Below are 26,122 nucleotides of genomic sequence, written 5' to 3'. Positions count from 1 at the left end.
TTTGCTACCGCGTGATTCTCCTGTCCGTGAGTTGAAGAAGGGCTTCCGACTAATGACAGAAAATGTCCGGGTCAGCGTCTGCATGGCCGCCTATAACGGCTCCGAATTCATCGCAGAGCAGATCGAGTCCATACTGCCGCAGCTCGGACCAAATGACGAACTGCTCATAGTAGATGATGAATCCACGGACGACACAGTCGCACGGATTGAGGCTGTTCAAGATTCGAGGGTAGTCCTTCATCGCAATAAGCAAAATCTTGGCTATGTGAGAACATTTGAAAAAGCGATATGGCTAAGCAGCGGAAATTATATTTTTCTATCCGATCAAGATGATATATGGGTCCCAGGCCGGCTGGACAAAATGCTCGCCGCTCTGGCCGACAAATCCATGGTGGTAACAAACTGCAAGCATTTTGGTGGTGAATCGGGTCGTTTTCATGACATCAGGCTTCGCAGCAGAGATTCCCAGAAACATTTTAGGAATCTCCTGGGAATTGTTATTGGGTATAGACTGCATTGGGGCTGCGCCATGGCTTTCAAGTCAAATTTGAAGGAGTTGGCGCTCCCTTTCCCGTCTCATATGTCTGAATCCCACGACCAGTGGTTGGCAATGTGCGGTAATTTTTCAAAGAGCATCGCCTATCTTGAGGATGACACGATACTTCACCGGCTGCACAATGAGAATCTGACCCCCAGAAAAATGCGCGGAATTAGTAAGATTGTCCGCGCCCGCGCCGCGTTCCTAGCCAACCTCGTCACTCTGGCGCTTCGAAGCAGGCGGCGGCGCAAATCGCCCGCAACTGTCAAAGGTTGAGTTTGCTGCGCGCTAAATCCGCCACACATCGCGAAACGGATACCCATGTTTGAAGCAGGACCCCAGCATAAAGTTGCCGCCGTCGTCACCAGCTATAACCCCTCAGTTGACATCATCTCCCGTGTAACTCTCCTCCGGAATCTTGTACCCTACATATTGGTCGTGGACGACGGCTCCAATCAGGATGCGTCGCCCATTCTTAGCGTTCTGGAAGAAGACGGCATAACAGTTCTCCGCCAGCCGCGGAACTCAGGAATTGCCAGTGCGCTCAACGAGGGCATCCGGCAGGCGCGCACCCTATGGGAGCCCGACTGGATCCTTACTATGGACCAAGATTCGACACTCGGCGAGAACTACGTGGAAAATGCACTTCGCAGCTTCCGTAATGCGGCTGCCCAAGGAATGCGAGTTGGCCTGGTTTCACCGGAGTCGCACAACGCAAAACCAGTCAAGAGGCTCCATGGAAACGAAGACGTAGTCCAGGCCTTTGACCCGATGCAGTCGGGTTGTCTTATTCCAGTCAGCGTATTGGACGACGTCGGGCTTTTCGATGAGAGCCTGTTCATAGACTGCGTTGATACCGACTTTAATCTCCGGATCCGTGCAGCAGGTTACTCAACCCCTGTCGGCGTCGGCTGCGACATCGAACACTCCCTTGGAGAAACACGGCCTATGTCTATAATGGGGCGCCCTTTGCGGGTTGACGGTCAGGATCTTCAGATTATCCATCACTCTCCTGTTCGCGTTTATTACATAACCCGAAATATCTGGCTCATGGTCGTCCGCTACTTTTCTACGAATCGTATTTGGATGTTGCGACGCCTTTGGATGGAAGTCGAGAGCAACATTGTCCGCGTCGCATTTGGGCCACGCCGCATCGCGTTCGTGCGCGCGTGGCTTACTGGTATCCGGGATGCAGTCGCCGGTCATTCTGGCCGCATTCGACCACAAGATGCCGCGAAATTGAAATAGAAGCCGGCGATGACCAGCGGGGTTATCGCCGAAGTACCGATGCCACGGCAGCGCCTGCTGCAAACGTTATGGCTGAGGGTATCGAGACGTGCTTGCTTGAAACGGCGGACCATAGAACTGCCAGCTTCTTGATCCAGTATTTTCTGGGCGTCACAACTTCCAGGAGCGGCTCCAATGCCTGGAGGCGTTGCGGCGCTCTCCCTCGAAGCTCAAGGACCATGGTACGAGACCAGCCGAACTTGATGTTCATCATCACGCGCAAAAGCGATGACAAATTACCCGCACCTTCGAATTTGTGACCCATTCTTCGGAAGTTATCGATCGAACGCTTTACATTGAAACTCCGGTCCGGCTCACCCAGAACGTTCCCTCCATGCTGCACATAGTCCTGTACTAATGCGTCAGCAATATAAGCCCCTTCAGCGACGGCCGCGCAAAGCCCAATCCAATGGTCGTGGTTCTCGGATGGATTGCTCAAACGAGGAAACGGAAGAACGGTAGCAAGTAGTTCCCTCCGGAAGACGGAAAGGCCCCCGGTTATCTGATTGTCAACGAGAAGATGCGCTGGCGGGACGTTGCATCGATTAGTGGATTCAGCGAGGACAGCACCCGTCTCGGTGACTACACGAGCTTGGCCAGTCGCCAGTGAATAGTGAGTAAGATAGGGAATCAACGTGTCCAACTTATTTGGATACCAAAAGTCGTCCTGATCCGATAGAGCAATCCAGGTGGCATCCACCGGCACATGCTCTAGAACTCGTTCGAAATTTCCATAGAATCCCAAACGCTCATCAAATCCGATAACCTGGAACCGAGTGTCGCCCATAACAGTTTCATCGACGAAAGCCTTGATTTCATCACAGCCACCGTCAGCCGAAATTAAGCATAGGAACTCATCATGCGATTGATCGCGAATCGATTGCAGTTGACGCCGGAACAGGTTCCAGTCAGGTTTGTAGGCCGCTAGGGCGACAACACCAAAGCCCGTCCGAACCTGATCGTTCAATTTATTCCCCTTCACCCAACCAAAAAACACAGGCTAGCTCAACTTCTGCATGTCGCTGGCCCTAATAATACCATTTCGAAACATTGAGGCATCGCGGACTCCGAAGAGCATGGCCCGTAAAATTTCCTTCTTATTTTTACTAAAAAGAATCCTTCGAGAATGGTTGACCAGCTCGTAGTAGCTTTTACGCGCAACCCAAATTGGGTCCGCCAAGAAGTAACGGAAGAAAATTAATAAATTGTTTCGAGTGATGTAATAGACACGTACCGGCGAATGGTACGTATAGAGCCTCTTCTTTCCCCAAAAACTAACCGTACTTTGTTGTCCCAGAGAGTGCGCCATATTGCACCCACTGCCGCAAAGAACTGCAAGGCCGGCCTTCCGCACTCGTAGCGTAAATTCAGAGTCGACTGCGTCGATAACGAGCTTCTCATCCAAGCCCCCTACCGCGTTGAAGGTCGAGCGGGGTATTAACATTCCCGATTGCCATGGATCGAAGGGCTGCTCGAATCCGAGTAAGGTTCCGTTTCCGAGGACTGGGCTGTTGTTATATGTCGCAGCACTTACGAACCCCACTGGTATGTTCAGCTCACGCGCAAGCCTGTCCGTCTTCAAAGCATTGCTGACATAATCCTGGTCCGGTATGGAATCTTGGTCCAAGGTCAGATAATAGTCAAACCGGCCGATCGCTGCACACCTGCTTATACCTATATTGAGCGTTCTGGCTATGCCGCCGTTGTTTGGTGAATGAATTACTTCTGCACCCAAAGACCGTAATTCTTCAAAAACTGGCATTGTGGAGGAATCATTTGATCTGTCATCTACGACAACAACCAAATCCACCTGCCCAACAACGGCCCTAAAAACATCAATGACCTTCTTATCGGGATTATACGCCGCTATAATCGCGGCGACGCGAACGCTCTCCTCTCCCTGCGTCATGAATATTTCCTCAATTCATCGTGTAGCTGTTTATCTTGCAGCGCCCGCCGCCGCAGTTGTCAGCATCCGAGCTGAAACTCGAGATATTCGGAAAGATGGGCTGCATACTCGGCAGCATTCATGCCCACCACGACAGCCCGAGTACGATCCGCAGGCAAAGCCGAACGCCCCGAACTTTCCCGCTCAAACGGCTCTGTCGTCAACCAATTCTAATGGACCATGACCCAAGCACCATGATGCTGGCACGTCTCACCGCCCCTGCAAGTACCACGAAGCAGACTTCCGGCCATTTTGTTGAGCCGTAATGTGGACTTCCCTATGTAGCTGACACAGAGCCTTGGACAGCACTAGCGGCTTCAGCGCCTCTTAGTGTGGCGAGATGTGCGGACATTCTGCGAAGCAGCAGCCCTCTGCTTCCATCCCGCGAGTCCACCAATCGGGGCTGTACAGCGCTGCCTCCGAAGGTGGGATTAGTATCACGTGGCCCATCAGGCAATCCTGGCCCCACCGCGTGGTGAACTATTATTGGGTACTTGGCCTGTTCAAACTCGAGGAACGCGAGAAATCTTGTCAGCGAAACCGATCATGGCCTCCTTGGCACGTCTTGCAAGTTTTTCCCTAACAGTTGGCGTCGGAACGATCGTTGGGCTTGTGTCAATTCCGGTGATAACCGGGATCGCCGGAGCACAGCTTTGGGCAGTTCAGGCAATGGCCCAATCTGTGTCGATCATGTTCGGCATCCTTGTTGCCTTCGGTTGGGGCACTACCGGTCCGTCGATGGTTGCCTCGATGAACAAGGCACTTCGACCCCAGCTCTTCGTTGATTCGCTTGTTAGTCGAGGCTACCTATATTTGATCGCGGCCCCGGCGATGGCAGCCGTCATGATCATCCTGCAACCTGAACATGTGCCTCTCGTTGTGCTGGCCTCCATCGCGTATTTGCTGCCGTTCCTTGGCGGAAACTGGTACTTCATAGGTGAAGCCAAGCCCAAGAGGCTATTTTTCCTCGATGCACTCCCGCAGTTTGGTGGGACTTTGATCGGCCTGGCAGTCCTGGCTCTAACCCGCGAGATCATCTGGCTGGTAGCGATACAATTGCTCTTCAATATTCTTGCTCTGGCCCTTACCTGCACGGTCATAGTTAAACCTGCGAAGGCAAGTATTACGGCAAACTTCAGGGTAAGGGAAGCCTTTAGCCGGTTGGCGCACCAGAGACACGGCGTCGTCACAGCCGCGACCGGAAGCTTATACGTGAACCTGCCACTAGTGGCGATCAATCTATTCCTGCCCGCGCAGCTGGGGGTCTACCTCATGGCGGATAGAATTTTTCGCTACGGCGTTTTGGCGCTTTCCCCGCTCCTTCAATTCATTCAGGGCTGGATCCCCGAAGGGGGTCCCGAAAACCTAAAGCATAGGCTCGTGCGGAGTGCTCAGGTTGCACCCTTGTTCGGATTTCTTGGCGGAATGGGCATCTTCCTACTAGGTCCGGTCGCAAGCGAGATATTGTCCAACGGTTTAGTTATTTTCCCGAGTTCACTGAGCGCTGCTGTGGGATTGATGTTCTTGTCAGTGGCAGTTTCCCAGATCCTTGGGTTGGCTTGCCTCGTGTCCGTGGGACAGGGAAGAATCCTTGTCCAATCAACCGTTCTCGGTGCCGTCTGCGGCGCGCCTGCTATTGTGTTGGCGGCGTTGTTCACCGATGTCACCGGAGTAGCGTGGGCAGTCGCGGTTTCTGAAATACTAGTTGCCGCGTATCAAGGCAGAGCCCTCCGACGATACTTCGTCAGGAACACGGCTCTCTCTTATCCCTAAATCCAGCCACCGACTTGGGCGTGCGACTTACGCAACCCAGTTCCAGGGTTAACCCAAAAGTCTCGCTGCCGGGCCGCGTGTAAAAGCCACGGGGCGTGGTTGTGCTGCAGACGTACACGATGACACGGGCGACGATTTTATGAAATTGAGTGTAGCCAGCGCTGCAGACACGGATGTTGACCACGCCGGCCCAAAATGCGCCCCGGAAAATGTAGTTCATCCACTATGTTCGACTTCTCCGCTAGGCAGCGCGTCAGTATCCCGCAAGTGAAATCCACCGACGGCCGTTCCTACTCTCAGCAGCCTAGATGTACTGAGCAGAATGGTGGTTATCATGAATGGTTGAGGACCTCTTAGATCCGTACACTTGGCGGAAACCACGGTTCTGGGAATCTGCGCGATCGGCTGGCTCCTTCTATGAGCCCACTCCCGTGAGCCATTCTTTGACGTGGGTTCAGGGGACTGAAAGGGCTTGCCACCAGAGTCTTACGCGGCAGACGCTGATTCCGATGCATTTCTGTGATCCAGCGACCCTCTGGCAGCACGGCTCAGGCGAGAATAGTGATGGCCTGCTCCGGCAGTACTTCCCGACAGGAACAGACTTCGACGTCCACAGCCCCAAACACCTCACCAAGGTCGCGGCCGAAATTAATCGCAGCCCCCGCGAAGTCCTGGGTTGGCAGAGTCCAATGGAGCACCTGGCTAGACGGACTTCACCGGCGACAGAACCATAAACCGTTGCATCGACCGCTGAACTCCGCCGCCGTCACAAAGGCTCGCCTATCGACCGTCACCGACAGGTAGACGCATCATCATGAAAGCGTGTTGTCACCGGACGCGCGGTCGCCCACGCGGCCAGGGGACTGGGCTTCTCAAGGGACCCGCTCCCACCACTGGACAAGCCGATACCGCTTCCACGGCTGGGAAGACCTTGAGGACCGGAGTTCCCGTCCAAAGTAGTGCCCTCTCGCCACCCGGGCCACATTCCTGTCAAGCGGGTGATGTATCGGGAGGGGCCGACGGCCTCGTCTTGCGCTGCGTGTCCCGTGCCCGGACGGTCTGTAGGATTCTGGCCCGCGCCGGCATGCCCCGGCTATGCGACCCGGATCCGAGCTTCTCCTGCCAAGGACCACCGCTATGAACGTGACATCCCGGACACATGATTCACATCCACGCCGAGGATAGTCGACCGTATTCCCGACAGCGGCGGTCAGCAGACAGACCTTTCCCAAAGCCGGGCCACCCACTGCCCTTCGGGCAGACCTGGATCTTACTACGTCCTCGCCGCGGTTGCTTGCTCCCCCGCTTCGCCTACGCCGGGTCCTGCCCGACGAGAAAAGCCCAACCGGCGCCAGATTCCTCGCCCGCTCAAGAGCCGCCAGACAGCCAACCCTGCTCCGGTAACACACGTAATGACTGACAGCGCCTTCGCCTACCTGCTCGCTCGGGACTTCCACGACGCGCTGGCCGCGTTGGGGGCCAAGCACATCCTGAATAGATGCCGCCATCTCTGCAAAAGGCAAAGCAAAACGCTTCAACCGCACCTTCCAGAAAGGCCGGGAGCACCGAGAGACTTGCATCTCAAACCAGGCCCGGACCGATGCGTTGCAGTCGTGGCTAAACTTCTACAACACTCACCGGGCCCACCGCAGCCTCGGAGCGAGTCCACCCACCAGCAGGTGTCAACTGTCAACTTACCGACTGGGCACACCGAGGCACCACGGACGCACTGCAAAGACCGCCCTAACTCAAACAGCAGGACATAAATCCAGCTTGTAGAGCTTCGCTTCACCCTGTGAGTCTTCGAGCGTAGCTAGCCCGGCACCTATCAGGGCGTCCAATCCTTTGTAGCCGCTGTCTCTTCCATGGACTTCCCGGTGCCCGAAGTCGAGGATGTACTCGATCTTAAGGCGCTCAACTGTGGGGCATACAGCGGGGTCGCCCTTGGCTGGAGTGGGACCGTTGAGCAATGGAGCTGCGCCTTGGGGAACAGCACTGAGGATGTGAAGTTGGACGAGCTTCCGGTCGGCAAAGGCATACGCAAGGGAACTTCCATTCCAAGGATTTCCCACCATAAGGGCGTTTTTAGGCACTTCGCCCGGCAAACGCTTGATAAGCGCCATTTCGTCGCTCGATATCAGCGGCGAATTCTCGGACAACCGGTAAGATCCAGCCATAGATGCCTCGGCTTGGCCGACATTGCCGCGTTGAGTACCCACAATCAAAGCAAAGACCATCGCGGTAGCCGCTAGGGCAACCAGTAGTTCCGGCTGTGATGTCCTTCCCCCCTTTGCAGGCGCCGTGCTTCGAACAGAACGACCCCTCAGCAATCCGGTAGAGCTTGCCAGGATGGTGGTCAGCTGAGTCCACACAAAGACGGCGCCTTGGCACGCGAGCGGGATGGTCACCACGGGTAGGAGTGCCGCCAGCCGGGGCGGGTCGTTGTACCAGATGCCAGTGAGAAAGAGCCGGAAGTCGTCGGCCGGAAAGGAGCTGACTACAACGAAGAGAAATGCTGCGACGGCATAGGATCCCAGTAGCCACAGCTGCCGGCTAGACCGGATGGTCAAATAAATGCCCATGAGCGTCAGAAGCATGATCACCCACGCTGCGGGGCGGCCGATAGCTGAGCTGGAGATCACCTCTCCAATTGCCTGGCCTGTAGACTCTACCGGCGGCCAAAAGGCGGTTTCCGCCGGAGGGCGTACCACATCCCACAGCATTTTGATCAAAGCGATGCCGGTAAGTAAAGCAATGGAGAATACCGTCGCCACCAGAATGCGTGCTCTGCCTCTCCTAAACTTCAGCGCATTGGCAAAAACGAGGGCATAGACGTAAAGGGCCGGCGGCAACATCAGCGCCAGCCACGCCATGGCGACACTCGGGTGGGCAAGCGCCATACCAGGAAGCACGGCAAGCAGCAGAAGAAGGCTCAACAGCTTGGATCGGTTCGAGATGGCGGACAAACCCATTGACTCGAGGCCTAGAGCAAACACCAAGGGCAAAAGCGCGAGCGCAAGGAAATTGGGGTAAAGAACGCCGAAATCCAGCAGAGAGATAGGAAAGGCACCAAAGGCAGCGGAGAGTACGCCGGCCGCGAAACTCACGGCAGGACGTCGCCCCCAGATAGCGTGCGAAAGATAAATGCAGCCTAAAGGCCATACGAAGGCGGCTATCAGAAGATTGATTACATTTACGGAGGAGGTTATCTCCCCTCCCCCGATGAGGACGACCAAGGATACCAAGTCGTGCCAGGCAGCAGGGTAGGAACTACCACCCGTCATTCCGCTCAAAGTAAGTGACGAACCGGAACCGGTGTCAAGAATGTACCGTATAGCGTTCAGATGAAAGACATTATCGAACGTCTGGGAGAACGATTCGGGGGATCCTATAGCGCGCAGCAGACGGCCACCTATGAGGACGGCTGCGACGGCCGCCGCCGCTACAGAAGCCACGATCCAGTGTCCCGGTTTGTCCTCCAATTTCGCATCGCCCGCGCCGGCCCGCTTCCTGAGCAGGAGGGACAGCGCAAAAGCTACGGCAGCCACCCCAATGGTTACGGCGATTACCGGCAGGAGCGACCATGCGATTCCAGCGAAGGGTGCTGCGATTGCAGCCACAGCAATTATTGAAACGCTTATCCCGGGAGCTGTGGCGGCGGCCCGGGCTGCGCCGAGCCGGGCCGCCATGCCGACGGCGAAACCGGGGATAGTCAGCAGGGCCACCGCGAGGACACACTGCGGTACTGCTTCAAACCAAGACAAGAGTCCTCCGTACGGCTACTGGAGCGCGGGTATTCTGCATGCCGCTGCTGCCCGTTGAAACATCGCGGCCGGTTAGGATGCTAACCGCGACATAAGGTTACTTGGCTCAATGACGCAACAGGCCGACGGCCTCGCGTATCGGGCCGTCGTAGATCATTTCTCCGTGTTTGAGGAGAACACCCCGCTGACAAATCCGGGAGACAAGGTCCAGGTCATGGCTTACCACGACCAGGGTCTTACCGTCCCGGGCCAGTTCCTGGATCTTGTCAATACATTTGCGCTGGAAAGGTTCGTCTCCGACCGCAAGGATCTCATCAATAAGAAAGACTTCCGGGTCTGTGTGGACAGCAACCGAAAACGCCAGCCGCAAGTACATGCCGGAGGAATAGAACTTAACCTCTGTATCGATGAATTGCCCGATCTCGGAAAACTCGACGATATCGTCGAACCGGTCCTTGATCTGCTGCTCAGTCATTCCCAGGATGGCGCCGTTAAGGAACACGTTGTCGCGTCCGGAGAGGTCCGGGTGGAAGCCCGCGCCGACTTCGATCAGTCCTGCGACCCTGCCCCTTGTCTTTACCGTTCCTGAATCAGGAAGCATGACTCCGGAAATGTGCTTGAGCAAAGTGGACTTGCCGGAGCCGTTCAGGCCCAGCAGCGCCACAGTTTCCCCCGCCTCGACGTTGAGAGAAACGTTCTTTAGTGCGTGGAACTTCTCCGAAAGATCCCCTTTGCGCCCTTTCACGAGCCAAACGACGGCTTCCTTGATGGATCGCGTATGACGAAGGACGAATTGCTTGCTGATGTCAGAAACTTCAATTGCGTTGACCACTTAGAGCTCCTGCGCGAAACGGCCCTCAAGGCGGCGGAAAGTGAATTGGCCCAAGACGAGGATCGCCAAGGCAACACCCAGCCCAACCAGCAGCCAAATACTAAACAGATTGGGGGGCATGGAGACGGAACCGTCAGTCGTCGGGAACCAAAACGCGTAGTGAAAAAGCTCTACGCCGATCGTGATCGGGTTCGCTTGGTAGACGGCGAACCATCCTGCTCCCAGCTTCTCCTGCACCATGGACCATGCATACATGACGGGCGATGCCCAGGTGGCAACCATCAGGAGCATGTCCACCAGGTTCTCGGAGTCACGGAAGTAGACGTTGGCCGCGCCGAACAGAAGACCCAGGCCCGTCGCAAGGAGGGCAACGATAGCAAAGCCGGCCACCGCAGCGAGCAATTGAAACACGTTGGGATGCCAACCGGCGAATAGGCAACCGACGATGAGCACCACCAGCTGCGGGAAGAAGTGCACAGCAGAAACCCACACTGACGCCACAGGAAAGAGCTCGCGCGGAAGATAGATCTTCTTGATGAGGTTTCCGTTATTGACGATGGACCTGGCCGCATTGCCCAGGGCCTCTGAGAAGAAGTTGATCAGGACAATTCCGGAAAACAGGTAGACCGCATAGTTTGTCAGCCCCTCCGGATTCCGTGAGCTTCGTTCCAGTCCGAGAAAGACTCCCAGGGCCACATAGAAGACGATGAACTGCACGCCGGGCTTCACATACGACCAGAGCAGGCCCAAGACCGACCCTCGGTAGCGCACTTTGAGTTCTTTCCGTACCAGCAGCTTAAGAAGGAAGCCTGACTGCCTGATGTCCCGCAGGCCACCCCCCAGTCCGGGAGTGGTCAACTCACCGGATGCGATTGCGCTCACTTGATCTCGTTCTGGGTATGTTGTTCGAACGTCTTCCTCCAGGACTCCATGGAGGTGAGGTCCGAGACTGCTGCTTTGTACTTCCTGCTTAGGGCCGGCCAGTCCTTGAGGAGGGCAGAGTGAAGACGGGCACTTTCGGCCAGCATCTTCCTCAGTTCCTTGGGATCCCGGCGGTACCAGGAGGCTCCGGTGCCTTCAGCGTTGGACACTACAGCGCTGTCGTACTGCGCCATGCGCCACCACCGGTTGTCTTGGTGGGCGATAGTTGTCTGCGGGCGCTCTGCGCTGGTGCCATGGACAGGGCTCGCCAATTGCCGAACGACGGTCTTGGCAGCCCAGGGCAGAAGTGTCAGCTTTCCCGGCTTCGAGGGACCGTGGCCCCGGCGGGGAGGCTTATCCATCTTGGGGGCCGGGAAGTCTTCCGGATTAGGACGGAAGACAGCATCCGAATGCGCGGACATCATCTCGCGGATCTGCGGCAGTTTCGCTGACAACAGCCCTGGCAAGGCTTCCGGCCCCTTCAACACATCCTCCAGGGCCCATTGCCGGCCCTGGGCCGTGGCGTACTGCATGGACACCAGATGCTTGACGTCAGCGTATTGCGACTCCTTGATGACCCTGCCGCCAAACTCGTAGGGGCTGTGAAGGAGGGCGGCCACCACCCTGTTGCGGGCGTGGAAGTAGGCCTGCCAGCCAACGAGGTCGTCCTTGTCAATCCAGGACACGTGCCAAACAGCTGAGCCCGGCAGCGACACCGTGGGGTATCCGGCCGCCTTGGCCCGCAGCCCATATTCGGAATCGTCCCACTTGATGAACAGCGGGAGTGAGAGTCCGATCTCCCGGATCACCTGGGTGGGGATCAGGCACATCCACCAGCCGTTGTAATCGACGTCGCAACGCCGATGCAGCCACGGGGTTTGGCGAAGGTTGGACGACAGGAAGTCGTGGCCCAGGATCATGTCCTCGCTGGGAAGCGAAGGCTGGAATCGGTAAGGGTTTACCACTTCGCCGAAGGTGTGCAGGACCGTCCGGTTGTAGAGGTCGAACATGTGCCCTCCGACGAGGGTCGGAGTCTTGCACCGGTCCGCGAACGTCAGAAGGCGAATGATGCTCTCAGGCTCAACAACGACGTCATCATCCATCAACAGGGCGTAGTCGCTGCCGTTCTCGACAGCCTCGAACATGCCCCGCGCAAACCCGCCCGAACCGCCCAGGTTGGACTGGTTGATGATGCGGAGCTTGCCCCTGAGGGAACGCTTGACGTCGTCGAACCCCTCAGCGTCGGAAAGTTTCTGTGTGCCCTGGTCAACAATCAGGATTTCCTGCACGTGGGCCAGCGCTTCTTCGCTGTCGGCAAGGAGCCGCAGGTTGTTGAGGCAGAAATCCGTTTTGTTCAGGGTGGTGATCTGGAGCGTGACGGACCCCGGCGTTGTTTCGACCGCCGGACCCTGCCATTCCGCGTCGAGCATGATCAAGGGCTCGGTTCCGGCCAGCAGGTCGAACCAGTACCACCCGCCGTCGCCGAAGGGCGCCAGTGAAAGTTCAAACGTGCTCTCCGCGTTGCCTTCAACCCGGCGGGTGTCCACCCGCTGCAGGGAACCGCGGGCGTTCGACTTGTAGACGATAACCGAGCCGGCGCCCTGGGTCCGGACCTGGAGCCGGATCTTGTCTACTGTCGTCCACCGACGCCAGTAGCTGGCGGGGAAAGCGTTGAAGTAGGTGCCGAAAGACACCCGTTCGCCGGAACGGACAGACGTTGAGTGCCGCGAAAGGAAGTCTTCAACGTGCGCTTCTTTGGTGGGGCTGCTGATGGTCCGGGGCTTCGCGGTCTTACCGTCGCGGTCGCCGGCGGTGGGCAACTGAATGCCCGTCGCGGTGCCCATGTCCATATAGAGGGGCACCGTGTCCATCTGGCTGGCACTGGGCAGGATCACACGCTGAAGCGTCTGCCACGCTCCCCGGTCCTTAACAGCGTCAGCCCTCACGGTGTTCTTCGTCTTGTTGTCGGTAGGGACGCTCATGCGTCGACTCCCCCGCTTTCAAGCTGTACGCCGCTTTCGAAGTGCGGCCGGATCTTGTTGTCAAACATGCTGAGAGCGGCGCCGATGGCCATGTGCATGTCGAGGTACTTGTAGGTGCCCAGCCTGCCGCCGAACAATACGTCCTTTTCGGCCGCAGCGAGGTCTCGGTACTTCAGGAGGCGTTCCCTGTCCGCGGAGGTGTTGACCGGGTAGTAAGGCTCATCGCCCTTTTCGGCAAAGCGCGAGAATTCGCGCATGATGACCGTCTTTTCGGTCTGGTAGTCGCGCTCCGGGTGGAAGTGGCGCGGTTCGATGATGCGGGTGTAGGGGACGTCTGCGTCGTTGTAGTTCACAACCGACGTGCCCTGGAAGTCGCCCATCTCAAGGACTTCTTCCTCGAAGTCGATGGTGCGCCAGGACAGGTCGCCCTCGGCATAGTCGAAGTACCGATCCACCGGGCCGGTGTAGACGACAGGAATGTTGCCCACGACCTTGTTCTTGCTGTACTCGTGGGACTCGTCGAAGAAGTCGGTATTGAGCCGCACCTCGATGTTGGGGTGCTCTGCCATCTTTTCGATCCAGGCGGTGTAGCCGTTGGTCGGCAGGCCCTCGTACTTGTCATTGAAGTACCGGTTGTCATAGTTGTAGCGCACAGGCAGCCGAGAAATGATACCGGCCGGCAGGTCCTTGGGATCTGTCTGCCACTGCTTGCCGGTGTAGTGCTTGATGAAGGCCTCGTACAAGGGGCGGCCGATCAGCTGGATGCCCTTGTCGTTCAGGTTCTGGGGGTCAGTTCCCGCCAGTTCCCCTGCCTGTTCCTGGATGAGGTCGCGGGCCTGGCCGGGGGTGAGATTGGCCCGGAAGAACTGGTTGATGGTGGCCAGGTTGATGGGAAGCGAATAGACCTCGCCCTTGTGGACGCCATAGACCTTGTGCACATAGTCAGTGAAGGTGGTGAACCGGTTGACGTACTCCCACACCCGCTCGTTCGAGGTATGGAAGAGGTGGGCGCCGTACCGGTGGATCTCGATCCCGGTCTGCTCTTCCTTTTCGCTGTACGCGTTTCCGCCGATGTGGTGGCGGCGGTCGATGACAACGACCTTCAGGCCGAGCTCAGTGGCGGCCTGTTCTGCGATTGTCAGGCCAAAAAAGCCGGACCCTACGATGACGAGGTCAGCGGTCACAAAATCTCCTGGTTCGAATGCGGGCAGCGCAATGGTGCGCAGTGTCTGCTGCTCTAGCCTACCCGAGTGACTGCAGGGCCCGTCGAATCAGCATTCCCGCTGTGACCCGGCACACGGAGTCCCGGTGGGCAGGCGAAGGACTCCGTTATCCCAGTGCGGTTTATCCACATAGGCGCAGAAGCCAATGCCCCGCACTGAGCCCGGTGGCTAGCGTGGGTGCATGCACGAGGGACCAACTACCCATGACGCTTAATTGCACTCTGGTGGGCGGACCGGGATCACCGCGTCCCCAGCCACCCGTGGAACTGTCCATTGATGCACCGGCCGGCACGGCAGGGTACGTCATTCACGAACAGTTGGTCCAGAAGTACGGTGCGGGCTCAGTCAGAGTGGACGGGCAGGATCTGCGTTCCCTGGTCCTCGGCGTGCCGCCGCTCGTAGAGGCGGCAATCCTTGTCGACGGCGGCACCCCACCTTCGAGCAGGCGGCCACGGCGCCCGCCAATTGCCGATGCCGTCCCTCCCCTGGTCCTCGCCATCGACAGCGGAGCAGCAGCGGGAACCGTTGTGCCATTACGGCGTGGCACCTACACCATCGGTCGAAGCGGCACACGGATTGTCATCCCGGACCCGGAGTTGTCCCGTGAACATGCCAGTGTGGTGGTCACTGACACGGAGATCATATTGGTTGACCTGGACAGCGCCAACGGGACGTATGTCGACGGCCAAAGGATACGGAACACGGTTATCTCAACGGACTCAACCATCAGGTGCGGTCAATCGAACCTATCGCTGGTGTTTGCAGATGTGCCCCATAGAGTCCTCTCGGAAGCAGGAAAGTCGGTGGCGGAACCTATCGTGGTGTCCGGCCGCCCTGATCCAGGAAACCGCGCGGCACTCCTTCTGACCGCGATTCTCCCACTGGCACTTGGGGTACTGCTGGCCTTTCTCACCGGCATGTGGATGTTTCTGGCCTTTTCCGCGGTTTCGGTGTTTTCGGTCCTGGTGCCCGCGGTCAGCGGACGGCGGCACAGGCGGGACCTGTCCGCGGCCCTGAAGTCGGCTGTTGAAGATGACAGGGAACGCCGACGACGGTGCGCCCCTTCCCTGTCCATCGTTGCTCTTGCGGCCCGGCGGACTGAAGGGACGTCCAGCCCGGATTCACCCGGCGACGGGGTGTGGCTGCGGCTGGGACAGGCAGAACAGCCGGCCAATGTCAGGATCGAACCGCCCGGTGCTGCCGCGACCATCCCACGGGCAGGAATCGTCCCCGTCGTTCTGGACCCGGACGTCCCGCTCACCACGCTGGGCGGCCCGCGCTTTGCCACCGATGGCACCCTCCGCTCCCTTCTCATGCAACTTGCGGCATACCCGCGCACGGGCACGATGAATGTCGTCGTCCACGGGCTGCCGGAAGCCCTACCCCTCGCAGCCCGGTATCTCAGCAGAGTGACGCTCACTGCAACACTGCCCGCCGCCCTCAATGCAGTGGACGGCAGCGAGCAGCAGGGCTGCGGGCGGGGAGTCCTTTTGATCCGGGGGGATAACTCCGGAGCGGTGGTGGAAAAGTCGCTCCGGGAAGCAGCGCTCCAGCGGGGGTGGCAGGTTCTTCACTTCCTGCCCGAAGACGGCGATTGGCCTGCACCTGACGTCCTCCTGTCCGAGCGCGCATCAACCGTGGTGCAGAACCACCGCGGTACTGTGTTTGTCCCTGACCTGGTCCCGGACGAAGTCTTTACCGCTTTCTGCCGGCACCTCGCCGGTGCCCTGATTCGTGACAAGGAACAGGCCAAGACCGTTCCCGCTTCCTGCAGCCTTGACGAAGTCCTGCCACTGACGCTCGCGGCTACCGCAAGCAGATGGGACTGCAGCGCCCGAAACATCGGATTGCCCGTACCCTTGGGCGTTTGCAGGTCGGGAACGAAGACCTTCGACCTCCTGGCCGACGGTCCGCACCTCGTGGTGGCAGGCACCACAGGCTCAGGGAAGTCGGAACTGCTCCGGAGCATGGCCCTGGCGCTGGCCTTGTCCTATCCGCCGGACCGGGTCAACTTCTTCTTCATCGATTTCAAGGGCGGTTCAGGTCTTGGTCCGCTCAGCGGGCTCTTCCATTGCGTGGGACTGCAGACGGATCTTTCCGATTCCGAGATGGAGCGGACACTGACATCGCTTCGCGCCGAAGTGAGGCTGCGGGAGAGCTGCCTCGCCGCGGCCCGCGTCCCTGACGTCTCCACGTACCGCTCCGCACCGGCGGCCAAGGATTTTGTGCTCCCCCACCTCGTCATCGTCATCGATGAGTTCAGGATGCTGGTTGACGACGCGCCGGAAGTGCTTCGTGAGCTGCTGCGGATAGCATCGATCGGACGGTCACTGGGCATCCACTTGATCATGGCCACTCAGAGGCCGCAGGGAGCGTTGACAGCTGACATCCGTGCAAACGTCACCTCGAGCATTGCACTTCGCGTGCAGTCCGACATGGAATCTGTCGACATCGTCAATTCCAGGGACGCTTCGGCCATCAGCGTTAAGACCCCCGGCCGCGCCTTCCTGGCGCGCGGAACGGAGCCGGCCGAGGAGTTCCAGGCCGCGTCCCTGTCGTCAGTCTCCGATCGCAAACAGCCAAGTGCCGTTTCTGTCCAGCGGACAATGGACTATCTCGCCTGCCAGGCAGCCGAACCAGGCGACAGACGAGCCCCTGCACCCACCCCCGCACAGGCAGTGGAACCGCTGGCAGCCTTGGTGAGGAGCCTGTGCGCTGCCCAGCAGAGACCAGCACCGAGAAGGCCTGTCGCACCTCCACTGCCGACTGAACTGGAAAAGCCCGACCCGAACGCGCCATCCTCGGATTCGGGAACCGCTGACTCACTGGCCCTGGAACCCGTGGCTGTGGCGGGCCAGATCTGCCTCGGCCTGATGGATGTTCCCGAGCAACAAGAACTTCAGCCCCTTCTGTGGAGCCATGCCAAGCACGGTCACGCAGCCTTCATTGGCAGTCCAACTTCCGGGGCCGGATCGGCACTGGAATTAACTGTCCATGAACTAATGGCCAGTCCTGATGGAGCCCATTTCTATTTCCTGGACGCGGACGGGAGTCTTTGCCCGCTGGCAGGTGAAGCACGGGTGGGCGCCCACGCCGCCTTGCACGATCTGCGGCGTGGAGTGCGCATCCTGGAACGGCTCGTCCGTGAACTGGGGCAGCGGTTGAGTCAACCCGCCTCCAATCCGGAACCTCTCGTCCTCGTCATCATCGGCTGGGGATCCTGGGTTTCGGCATTCCGGTCCGGACCGCTGGCCTGGGCGGAAGATCTGGTTCTGGACCTCGTGCGCGACGGCGCCAGGGCAGGGATAACGCTCCTGGTCCATGGGGAGCGGGAGCTTGTCACCGCCAGGTTCTTTGGTGCACTTCCCAATCGTTTCTTTTTTCCAGCCTGCTCCACCGAGGAGAACCGCGCCCTGTGGCCGCGGATGCCTGCCGTCCCGGCCGTCAAGGGCAGGGCTGTAGCCTTCGGCCCTGTCTCGGGCGGCAACCCCGTTGCCTGCCAGTTCTACCGCACCCCCGATCTGCAGGCTTGCACAGGCCGGAGAGGCGCCGGATATCCGCCAGCCGCATCGACTCCATTCCGCATTGAACCCCTCCCGGCGAAAATCACGGTCCGGCAGGTCGCAGCGGTCATGTCGGCGGCGGGGACACCCCAACGAGCCCTGCGGTCCCCAGACCAGGACCCGCCTGGCGGTACGCACTGCTCCGAACTATCGGAACCGCCCCGCCGGCCACGCAACGTCCTCCTGGGTGTAGCCGGAGACGAACCCGCTCCAGCGTCCTTGCGGATGCCTGGCAGCGGAGTCACCGCCATTCTTGGCAACCCGGGAAGCGGCAAAAGCAATACCCTGCTCGCGCTGGCAGCACTCAACCCGGGACAGCAGTGGTGCACGTGTCCGGTACCGGCAGAAGGCGCAGAAGATTTTTGGCGGGACGTGCTTATGCAGGCGGAGAGCGGGGGGCTTTCGCGGGAGACCGTACTGCTGGTTGACGACGTTGATCTGCTGGCCCTTCCGGCGTTGAGGGCTTTGGAGCAGCTGGCCGCTTTGGGCCACTCACTGATGGTCACTGCTGCCTTCAGCCCAATGCTTTTCCAACGCGTTCCGCTGGTCATGAACGCAAGGGGCGCCGGCGCCGGACTTCTGCTGGGTCCACGTTCCCTGGCGGATGGCGACCTGTTTGGGATCAGGTTCGAAGTTGAGTCCAACGCTCCGCCGGGGCGTGGCGTCCTCATCTCCGGCGGGCGGTCCTGCCCCGTTCAGGTGGCCTGGGCGGGCGCGACAGGCTGAGCATGCCGGTGCCCGTCGAACGCCGTCCCGCGGAGAGGCGGCCAGGCCCCGCGCTGCAGGTCAAAGTGCGGGCGGAGCACTTCCGGTTCGGGAGGCATGGTTGATCACGTTGTTGGAGAAAAGGAGGACGATGGCGACAACAGCGGGTACCAGCATCGCCAACCCGGCAAGGACCAGGCCGCTGGTTATGGCGGGTACGCCTATGGTCAGGACGAACAGTTGGGCCACCAATGCGGCCGCCCGGGTCCAGCGATAGCCCCTGTACAAAAAGACGGACACGGCAAACAGCCACGCGGAGAAAGCAAGCAGGAGCCCCAAGGTGAAGACGGCACCCCAGAAGGACAGCACGGGGCTCCCGCTGAGCAGCTCGTAGGCGTACCACCCGGCGGCTGCCAGCAAAGCCGTCGCCTCTGCAGCAGAAACAATGGCCACCACCTTGGCCGCGGCCGGCACGGTTGCCGGACGATCGCCGGCCGAAGGGTCAGCACCGTCACGGGGCTCATCAGGAGAAGAGGGGGCGCCTGCTGGGTTTACCGGGGGTCTTGACACACTGGCACCCTACCGGACATAGTCGGACACTGGTGAGGGCGGGAGCCGACACTGTGATGCATCGCTCAGGTTTCAGCGGATATCAAGCGTTATTACCCCTTGTTTACACAGCGTTAACATGACAGGCTTGATGCAGATGACCAAGGGGGCCCTGAGGGCCCCTTTCCTTTGTAGCCACTAGTGAATAATTTCACAAAGGCATTTCCCAGAAATGGAGCAACTGATCAGCATGGATTGGCGTAACCGCGCAGCGTGCCTTGACAAGGACCCGGAACTGTTTTTCCCCGTTGGGAACACAGGACCTGCCCTCCTGCAGATCGAGGAAGCCAAGAGCGTCTGCCGCCGGTGCCCTGTCGTAGACACCTGCCTGCAGTGGGCCCTCGAGTCCGGCCAGGACGCCGGCGTATGGGGCGGCATGAGCGAAGACGAGCGCCGCGCGCTTAAACGGCGCGCCGCCCGCGCACGTCGCGCCTCCTAGGAAGGCACGGCACCGCAGGCCGGTCAGCATCGGGCCCAGCAACCGCAGAACAGAGGCCCCTGGACAATCCACATGGATCGTCCAGGGGCCTCTGTCTGTTCTACGGTGTCTGTATTACTCACCGTCCGGCCCTTGGATGTGGCCGGACCGGCACCCTCTACTTCCCGGCCAGGCTGAGCCGGATCTTGACCTCAGTCCCGCCGCCCTCGCGGCGCTCCCACGTGATGGTCCCGCCCAACTCGCTGGTGACAAGCGTGCGCACGATCTGAAGCCCGAGCCCCTCAACGTGCGGAGTCTGCGGAAGCCCCACCCCGTCATCGGCGATGGTCACAGTCAGTTCTTCGCCGTCGTCCCCTTCGGACCGGTCGGCAACAAGCCAGACTGTTCCTGCCCTTCCTTCAAGGCCATGCTCCACAGCGTTGGTCACCAGTTCGTTGATGACGAGGGCCAGCGGGGTGGCAAGATCGCTGGGAAGTTCACCGAAGGTCCCTGACCGTTCGGTCCGGACCTGCTGCGACGGGGAGGCCACCTCAGCAGACAGCCTGAACTGGCGCCCGATCAGTTCGTCGAAATCAACACTTTGCGTCAGGCCCTGCGACAATGTCTCGTGGACCAGCGCGATCGTGGCAACGCGCCGCATCGCCTGCTCCAGGCCCTGCTTCGCCTCATCGCTGACCATGCGCCTGGACTGCATCCGCAAGAGCGCAGCCACGGTCTGAAGATTGTTCTTGACCCGGTGGTGGATCTCCCGGATCGTGGCGTCCTTGGTCACCAGCTCCATTTCGCGTCGGCGCAACTCGGAGACGTCACGGCAGAGAACCAGGGCGCCGAACCGCTGCTGTTCGTCCCGGAGCGGAATGGCCCGCAGGGACAGGCTGACCCCGCGGGACTCGATCTCGCTGCGCCATGGCATGCGTCCGGTGACAACCAGCGGCAGGGTCTCATCGACCATGCGCCGGTCCTTGAGCAGGCCGGCGGTGACTTCGGCGAGCGAGCGCCCTTCCAGGGATTCGCCGTCACCCAGGCGCCGGAAGGCCGACACTCCGTTGGGACTGGCGTACTGGACCACGCCATCGGCATCCAGCCGGATGAGGCCGTCCCCTACGCGGGGCGCGCCCCGGCGGGAGCCGGTAGGTGAGGCGAAGTCGGGCCACAACCCAAGCGTGCCCATTCGCAGGAGGTCGTAGGCGCACTGGCGGTAGGTCAACTCCAGCCGTGACGGCATGCGTGAACTGGAGAGGTCCATATGGGTGGTGACTACCGCAAGGGTCCGGCCGTTGCGGACCATGGGGACGGCCTCCACCCGCAGCGCCATCTCGCTGTTCCAGTTCGTCTCGCTGGAGCGCTCAATGGACCGGGAGTTCCAGGCTTTGTCCACGAGCGGTTGCAGGTCTGACCGGATTCCCTCGCCGACGAAGTCGCTGTGGAACGCCGTGTGCGTGGTGGACGGGCGTACGTGCGCCAAAGCGATGTAGCCAAGCTCCGGGTGGGGGAACCAGAGCGCCAGGTCGGCGAACGCCAAGTCCGCGACCATCTGCCAGTCCCCCACCAGGAGGTGCAGCCATTCGGCATCGCCCGGCCCGAAATCAGCATGTTCCCTGATAGGGTCCGTAAAGATTGCCACTGCACCTCCATTTGCGACGCCGGATTGCTAGCGTCGGACGATTGACCTCAAGAGCCTCAATGCTACCGACAGCGAGGCCATGTCGTCGGCCTCGAGTGCATTCACCTCGTCGAACATGCTCTTTGCCCTGCCCAGCTGCTCGGCATTTTGTGCCTCCCAGTCCTTGAGCCGTGCATCGGGGGCGTCGGCGGCAGACGTAGCGTCCAGCACCGCCGTCGTCATGTCCGACACCGTTGAGTACAGATCGTCGCGCAGGGCAGCCCTTGCCAGCGCCTGCCACCGGTCCTGTCGGGGCAGGCTGCTGATCCGCTCCAGCAGCGAGTCGGCATGGAACCGGTTGAACACCGTGTAGTAGACGGCGGCGATCTGCTCCACCGGGTCTTTCCGGGTCCGGGCGATCTTTGCGATGTCCAGCAGCACGAAGCTCTCGAACAGTTCTGCCCAGCGCAGGGCAAGGCCTTCGGGCAGTTGCCACTCGCGGCCCTTCGCCAGCCATTCCGCCACCCGCTCGCGGTCGTCGCCGCGCAGGTAGTCCAGCAGCCGTGCCCGCATGGGATCCATGAGCGGCTTGAACTCGGCCACCACGTCGGCGATGGGGCGTGAAACGCTCTCCTGGCTCAGCAGCCACCGGACCGCACGGTCCAGAAGCCGGCGGATGTCCAGGTGGACGGTGCTCCAGTGCTCCGTGGGGAACGAGGCAGGCAGGCTGTTCAGCTCGCCCACCATCGCATCCAGTTCGTACACCTCGCGCAGCGCCACGAATGCCTTGGCCACGGCCACTTCACTGGCCGAGGTTTCCTCCATGACGCGGAAGGCGAAGGTGATGCCGCCCAGGTTGATCATGTCGTTCGCCACCACGGTGGCGATAATCTCGCGGCGCAGGGGGTGGGTGTCCAGTTCCGCATCGAAGCGTTCCCGCACCTGGTGCGGGAAGTAGGAACGCAGCGTCTGCCGGAACCACGGGTCATCGGCAAGGTCGCTGTCCCGCAGCGCCGAGGCAAGCTCGATCTTGGCGTAGGCGGCCAGCACCGAAAGCTCGGGAGAGGTCAGGCCCTGGCCTTGCTGCAGCCGGTCCCGGAGCATTGCCGTGCTGGGCAGCGCTTCCAGGTCGCGATTCAAGTCGGCGCTCTTCTCCAGCCAGTCCATGAGCCGCTCGTAGCTCGGGCTCCACTCCGCGACGCGGGTCCTGTCGTTCAGCAGCAGGATGTTCTGGTCGATGTTGTCTTCGAGGACCAGCCGGCCCACCTCATCGGTCATGGAAGCGAGGAAGTCGGCCCGCTCACCGGCCGGCAGTTTGCCAGCCGCAACCATCCGGTCAACGAAGATCTTGATGTTCACTTCGTGGTCCGAGCAGTCCACGCCGGCGGAGTTGTCGATCGCGTCCGTGTTGAGAATGACGCCCTGCAACGCTGCCTCGATACGTCCGCGCTGGGTCATGCCCAGGTTTCCGCCTTCACCCACCACCTTGACGCGCAGGTCCCGGCCGTTGACGCGGATGGCATCGTTGGCTTTGTCCCCCACGGATGCGTTGGATTCGGAACTCGCCTTGACGTAGGTACCGATACCGCCGTTGTAGAGAAGGTCGGCAGGCGCCAGCAGGATGGCACGCAGCAGCTCGGGAGGGCTGAGTTCAGTGGTGTCCGCCGGGAGCCCCAGCGCGGTCCGAACCTGCGTGGACACGGGAATGGACTTGGCCTGCCGGGCGAAGACCCCGCCGCCTTCACTGATCAGCGACTTGTCGTAGTCGTCCCACGAGGACCGGGGCAGCTCGAAAAGTCTCTGCCGCTCCGCAAACGAGGACTCCTCGTCCGGCTCCGGGTCCAGGAAGATGTGCCGGTGGTCGAAGGCAGCCAGCAGGCGGATGTGCCGGGACAGGAGCATCCCATTGCCAAACACGTCACCGGACATGTCCCCCACACCCACCACCGTGAACGGCTCGGTCTGGGTATCCAGGTCCAGCTCGCTGAAGTGCCGCTTGACCGATTCCCAGGCGCCGCGGGCCGTGATGCCCATGGCCTTGTGGTCGTACCCCACGGAGCCGCCGGAGGCGAAGGCGTCGCCAAGCCAGAAGCCGTACTCCGCGGAAAGGCTGTTGGCAATGTCTGAGAAAGTAGCCGTTCCCTTGTCCGCCGCGACCACCAGGTAGGAGTCGTCGTCGTCATGCCTGACAACGTTCGACGGCGGCACGAGCCGTTCGCCGCCGCCTTCCGTGAGAAGGTTGTCAGTTAGATCCAGCAGCCCACGGATGAACGTTTTGTAGCTTTCGACGCCCTCGGCCATCCAGGCGGCGCGGTCCGTGGCGGGATCGGGAAGCTGCTTGGCGAAGAAGCCGCCCTTGGCACCGGTTGGCACGATGACGGCGTTCTTGACCGTCTGCGCCTTCACCAGGCCCAGGACCTCCGTCCGGAAATCCTCCCGCCGGTCAGACCAGCGCAATCCGCCACGCGCCACCTTGCCGAACCGAAGATGCACACCCTCAACTCGTGGGGAGTAAACCCAAATTTCAAACATAGGCCGCGGGAAGGGCAGTCCTTCGATCCGCGCGGGATCCAGCTTGAAGCTCAGGTGCGGCTTGTCCTGGTAGAAGTTGGTGCGAAGCGTGGCCTCAATGAGGTTGACGAAGGTGCGCAGCACGCGGTCGGCGTCCAGCGTTGCCACCTTTTCGATGGATGCTGCCAGGTCCCGTCCCACGGAGGCCTGTGCCTCGGACCGGTCTCCGTCAGTCAAGGCCGGGTCAAAGCGGGCGGCAAAGAGCGCCGTGAGGCCCCTTGTCACGTTGGGGTTCGCGAGGAGCGTGTCCGCCATGAAGCCGAAGGAGCTGCTGTTGCCCATCTGGCGCATGTAACGGGCATAGGCGCGCAGTACGGTGATCTGCCGCCAGTGCAGGCCCTCCCTCAGCACCAGCCGGTCAAAGCTGTCCGATTCCGCAGCGCCCGTGACAGCCGCCCCGAAGGATTCCGCGAGAAGCTCTCCCGTTGACATCGGGTCCACGCCGGCCGGGTATTTCAAACCCAGGTCGTACAGGAAGAAGTCGCGGTGGTCTGCTGTTTCGATTTCAAACGGCCGTTCATCCAGGACCTCGAGTCCGAGATTATGGAAGTACGGCAAAATCTGGCTCAGGCTCTTGGGCTCCAGCATGTAGAGCTTGACCCTTGCATCCTCTTCCAGGGTGGCGCCGGCCCCTTCTGGAAGGTACACGTGGACGCCGGGCCTTTCCTGCCGCGCGCCGGTGCTCCGCTCCGCGGCGGCCCCGTACTTTTCGAAACGCGCAATGTCCTCAAGCGCGTCCTCTACTTCGTAGTCCACGCGGTAGCTGGCCGGGAATGCTTCGGCCCAGATAGCGGCGAGTTCCTTGGCTTCGGTCGCATCCCGCCCTTCACGCAGGACTTCCGCGATGCCTTCACTCCATGACCTTGCGGCCCGGACCAGCCGCTTTTCCAGCTCATCGCTGTTGACGTGGCTGACATCGGCATCCTTGGGCAGCCGAATACGGAAGAACAGCCTGGCGAGGGCGGACTCCGTCATACGGGCTTCGTAATCAATCGAGACCGCCTGGAACGTTTCCCGCAGTTCCTGTTCTATGCGAAGCCGGACGTTGGTGGTGTAACGGTCGCGCGGCAGGTAAACGACGGCGGACATGAACCGGCCGTAGATGTCCGGCCTCAGGAACAGGCGGGTACGCCGCCGTTCCTGCAGCTTCTGGATTCCCAGCGCGGTGGCGGCAAGGTCGGGAATTTCGATCTGGAAAAGTTCATCCCGGGGGTAGGTTTCGAGGATTCCCAGGAGGTCCTTGCCCGAGTGCGAGTCCGGCGGGAAACCCGCGCTCTGCAGCACGGCATCCACTTTCTCCCGGACAATGGGAATATCGCGGACGGAGCCGGCGTAGGCGCTGGTGGCGAAAAGACCGATGAAACGGCGCTCCCCGTTGACGTTGCCCGCGGCGTCGAAGCTTTTGATGCCGATGTAGTCCAGGTAGGCCGAGCGGTGGACGGTGGACCGTGAATTGGCCTTCGTGATGACCAGTGCACGCTTTTCGCGGGCCTTCTTACGGCCGGTATCAGTGAGGTGCTGGATGTGCGGGGAGTCGGCGGCCGCGCGCAGCAGCCCGAGGCCGCTGTCCTCGCGCAGTTCGAGGACGTCTTCGCCGTCCACGTTGAGAAGGTCGTACTCACGGTAGCCGAGGAACGTGAAGTTCCCTTCGTCAAGCCACCGCAGCAGGTCCTTGGCCTGCCGCAGTTCGGCAATCTGGGCGGGATTGGCCACCCGGTCCAGGCTTTCGGCGATTTCCAGGGCCTTTTGGCGCATTTTGGGCCAGTCTTCAACGGCGGCGCGCACATCTTTCAGCACGCGGGTCAGGCCGGCGAGCAGGGACGCCTTCACGTCGTCGGAGACGCGTTGGATTTCGACGGCGATCCACGACTCCATGTGCGACGCGTTCTCACCCTGCGCGATGAGGTGGGAGAGGTTTGGCATTGCCGCGGTATCCCCACTTGATATGCCCAAGTGCGCGGGGACCCTGTTGACCTTGACCAGCTCGCCCGTTTCCCGGTTCCTGGTGGCCACGAAAAGCGGGTGGACCACAAGCTTGATGGCGGCGTGCTGCCGGACCAGTTCTGAGTTCACGGAGTCGACAAGAAACGGCATGTCGTCGGTGACGACAAAGATGACGCTGCTGTCCTCTTCGTCGATGATCGAGATCTTCGCCTGCCCGGGCTGCCGTACTGATGCTGTCCGGCGGTGTTCCTCGGCCCGGGACTCCAGTACGTCGCGGGGGTAGCTTCGGGCATCCTCCTCAGCCAGGTGCTGGTAGTAGTCCCCCATGAAGCCTTCAAGGCTTTCAATGGAGAGGGGCTGATCCTCCACACTGGATCCAGACGACATCGACAACGCCTCCATCAGAGATTCTCGCCGCAC

At 60.3% G+C, this 26,122-nt stretch carries 16 protein-coding genes; 6 read left to right on the top strand and 10 right to left on the bottom strand.

Features of this window, described 5'->3' with window-relative positions:
- The first annotated feature begins 52 nt into the window (after positions 1-52).
- Together AC3ANU_RS09570 and AC3ANU_RS09565 are read left to right on the top strand one after the other, a co-directional pair.
- Positions 53-814 (top strand): glycosyltransferase, encoded by a 762-nt coding sequence (locus AC3ANU_RS09570; protein WP_268003302.1) that lies wholly within the window; start codon positions 53-55, stop codon positions 812-814.
- A 45-nt stretch (positions 815-859) separates the two neighbouring features.
- The gene (locus AC3ANU_RS09565) at positions 860-1,786 is read left to right on the top strand and encodes a glycosyltransferase (protein ID WP_223992085.1); all 927 of its coding nucleotides are present in this window, start codon (positions 860-862) and stop codon (positions 1,784-1,786) included.
- Positions 1,787-1,808: 22 nt separating this feature from the next.
- On the opposite strand, the gene AC3ANU_RS09560 is transcribed toward AC3ANU_RS09565, so the two are convergent.
- Both AC3ANU_RS09560 and AC3ANU_RS09555 read right to left on the bottom strand, forming a co-directional pair.
- The gene (locus tag AC3ANU_RS09560; protein ID WP_223992086.1) at positions 1,809-2,792 is read right to left on the bottom strand and encodes a glycosyltransferase; all 984 of its coding nucleotides are present in this window, start codon (positions 2,790-2,792) and stop codon (positions 1,809-1,811) included.
- 33 nt (positions 2,793-2,825) lie between these two features.
- Entirely contained in the window at positions 2,826-3,734 is a 909-nt protein-coding gene (locus AC3ANU_RS09555; RefSeq protein WP_488315892.1) for a glycosyltransferase, read from the bottom strand.
- 594 nt (positions 3,735-4,328) lie between these two features.
- Between AC3ANU_RS09555 and AC3ANU_RS09550 the strand changes: the two genes are divergently transcribed.
- Entirely contained in the window at positions 4,329-5,546 is a 1,218-nt protein-coding gene (locus AC3ANU_RS09550) for a polysaccharide biosynthesis protein (RefSeq protein ID WP_488315891.1), read from the top strand.
- Between the two features lie 1,494 nt (positions 5,547-7,040).
- Positions 7,041-7,325 carry an integrase core domain-containing protein gene (locus AC3ANU_RS09545; RefSeq protein ID WP_488315962.1) on the top strand — a complete coding sequence of 95 codons (285 nt, stop codon included), beginning with the start codon at positions 7,041-7,043 and terminating at the stop codon, positions 7,323-7,325.
- Here AC3ANU_RS09545 and AC3ANU_RS09540 read toward each other — a convergent pair.
- From AC3ANU_RS09540 to glf, 5 genes are all read right to left on the bottom strand, one after another.
- Positions 7,295-9,271 carry a DUF6541 family protein gene (locus AC3ANU_RS09540; protein ID WP_488315890.1) on the bottom strand — a complete coding sequence of 659 codons (1,977 nt, stop codon included), beginning with the start codon at positions 9,269-9,271 and terminating at the stop codon, positions 7,295-7,297. The two genes, AC3ANU_RS09545 and AC3ANU_RS09540, sit on opposite strands and share 31 nt — an antisense overlap.
- Before the next feature lie 145 nt (positions 9,272-9,416).
- Positions 9,417-10,142 (bottom strand): ABC transporter ATP-binding protein, encoded by a 726-nt coding sequence (locus AC3ANU_RS09535; RefSeq protein WP_144599941.1) that lies wholly within the window; start codon positions 10,140-10,142, stop codon positions 9,417-9,419.
- The gene (locus tag AC3ANU_RS09530) at positions 10,143-11,024 is read right to left on the bottom strand and encodes an ABC transporter permease (RefSeq protein WP_223992093.1); all 882 of its coding nucleotides are present in this window, start codon (positions 11,022-11,024) and stop codon (positions 10,143-10,145) included. It lies immediately after the preceding gene.
- Positions 11,021-13,045, bottom strand: a complete 2,025-nt coding sequence (locus AC3ANU_RS09525) for a glycosyltransferase (protein ID WP_144599945.1) — start codon at positions 13,043-13,045, stop codon at positions 11,021-11,023. Before AC3ANU_RS09525 ends, AC3ANU_RS09530 begins: the two co-directional genes overlap by 4 nt.
- Positions 13,042-14,229, bottom strand: coding sequence for a UDP-galactopyranose mutase (gene glf, locus AC3ANU_RS09520; RefSeq protein ID WP_018768498.1), 1,188 nt, complete (start codon positions 14,227-14,229; stop codon positions 13,042-13,044). Before glf ends, AC3ANU_RS09525 begins: the two co-directional genes overlap by 4 nt.
- 242 nt (positions 14,230-14,471) lie before the next feature.
- On the opposite strand from glf, the gene AC3ANU_RS09515 reads away from it, so the two are divergent.
- Positions 14,472-18,557 carry an FtsK/SpoIIIE domain-containing protein gene (locus AC3ANU_RS09515; RefSeq protein ID WP_488315889.1) on the top strand — a complete coding sequence of 1,362 codons (4,086 nt, stop codon included), beginning with the start codon at positions 14,472-14,474 and terminating at the stop codon, positions 18,555-18,557.
- A 60-nt stretch (positions 18,558-18,617) separates the two neighbouring features.
- On the opposite strand, the gene AC3ANU_RS09510 is transcribed toward AC3ANU_RS09515, so the two are convergent.
- Positions 18,618-19,010 carry a hypothetical protein gene (locus tag AC3ANU_RS09510; protein WP_488315888.1) on the bottom strand — a complete coding sequence of 131 codons (393 nt, stop codon included), beginning with the start codon at positions 19,008-19,010 and terminating at the stop codon, positions 18,618-18,620.
- 325 nt (positions 19,011-19,335) lie between these two features.
- Between AC3ANU_RS09510 and AC3ANU_RS09505 the strand changes: the two genes are divergently transcribed.
- Complete coding sequence (locus AC3ANU_RS09505) at positions 19,336-19,584, top strand: WhiB family transcriptional regulator (protein ID WP_003804966.1); 249 nt, start codon at positions 19,336-19,338, stop codon at positions 19,582-19,584.
- Between the two features lie 157 nt (positions 19,585-19,741).
- On the opposite strand, the gene AC3ANU_RS09500 is transcribed toward AC3ANU_RS09505, so the two are convergent.
- Together AC3ANU_RS09500 and AC3ANU_RS09495 are read right to left on the bottom strand one after the other, a co-directional pair.
- Positions 19,742-21,208 carry a sensor histidine kinase gene (locus tag AC3ANU_RS09500; protein ID WP_018768501.1) on the bottom strand — a complete coding sequence of 489 codons (1,467 nt, stop codon included), beginning with the start codon at positions 21,206-21,208 and terminating at the stop codon, positions 19,742-19,744.
- Between the two features lie 27 nt (positions 21,209-21,235).
- Positions 21,236-26,089, bottom strand: a complete 4,854-nt coding sequence (locus AC3ANU_RS09495; RefSeq protein ID WP_144599949.1) for an NAD-glutamate dehydrogenase — start codon at positions 26,087-26,089, stop codon at positions 21,236-21,238.
- Positions 26,090-26,122 lie beyond the last annotated feature (33 nt).

The sequence above is a fragment of the Arthrobacter sp. SDR-2R genome, from assembly GCF_057747955.1.
Note: the sequence above shows the minus strand (reverse complement) of the source record. Positions and strands in the feature narration are given on the sequence as shown.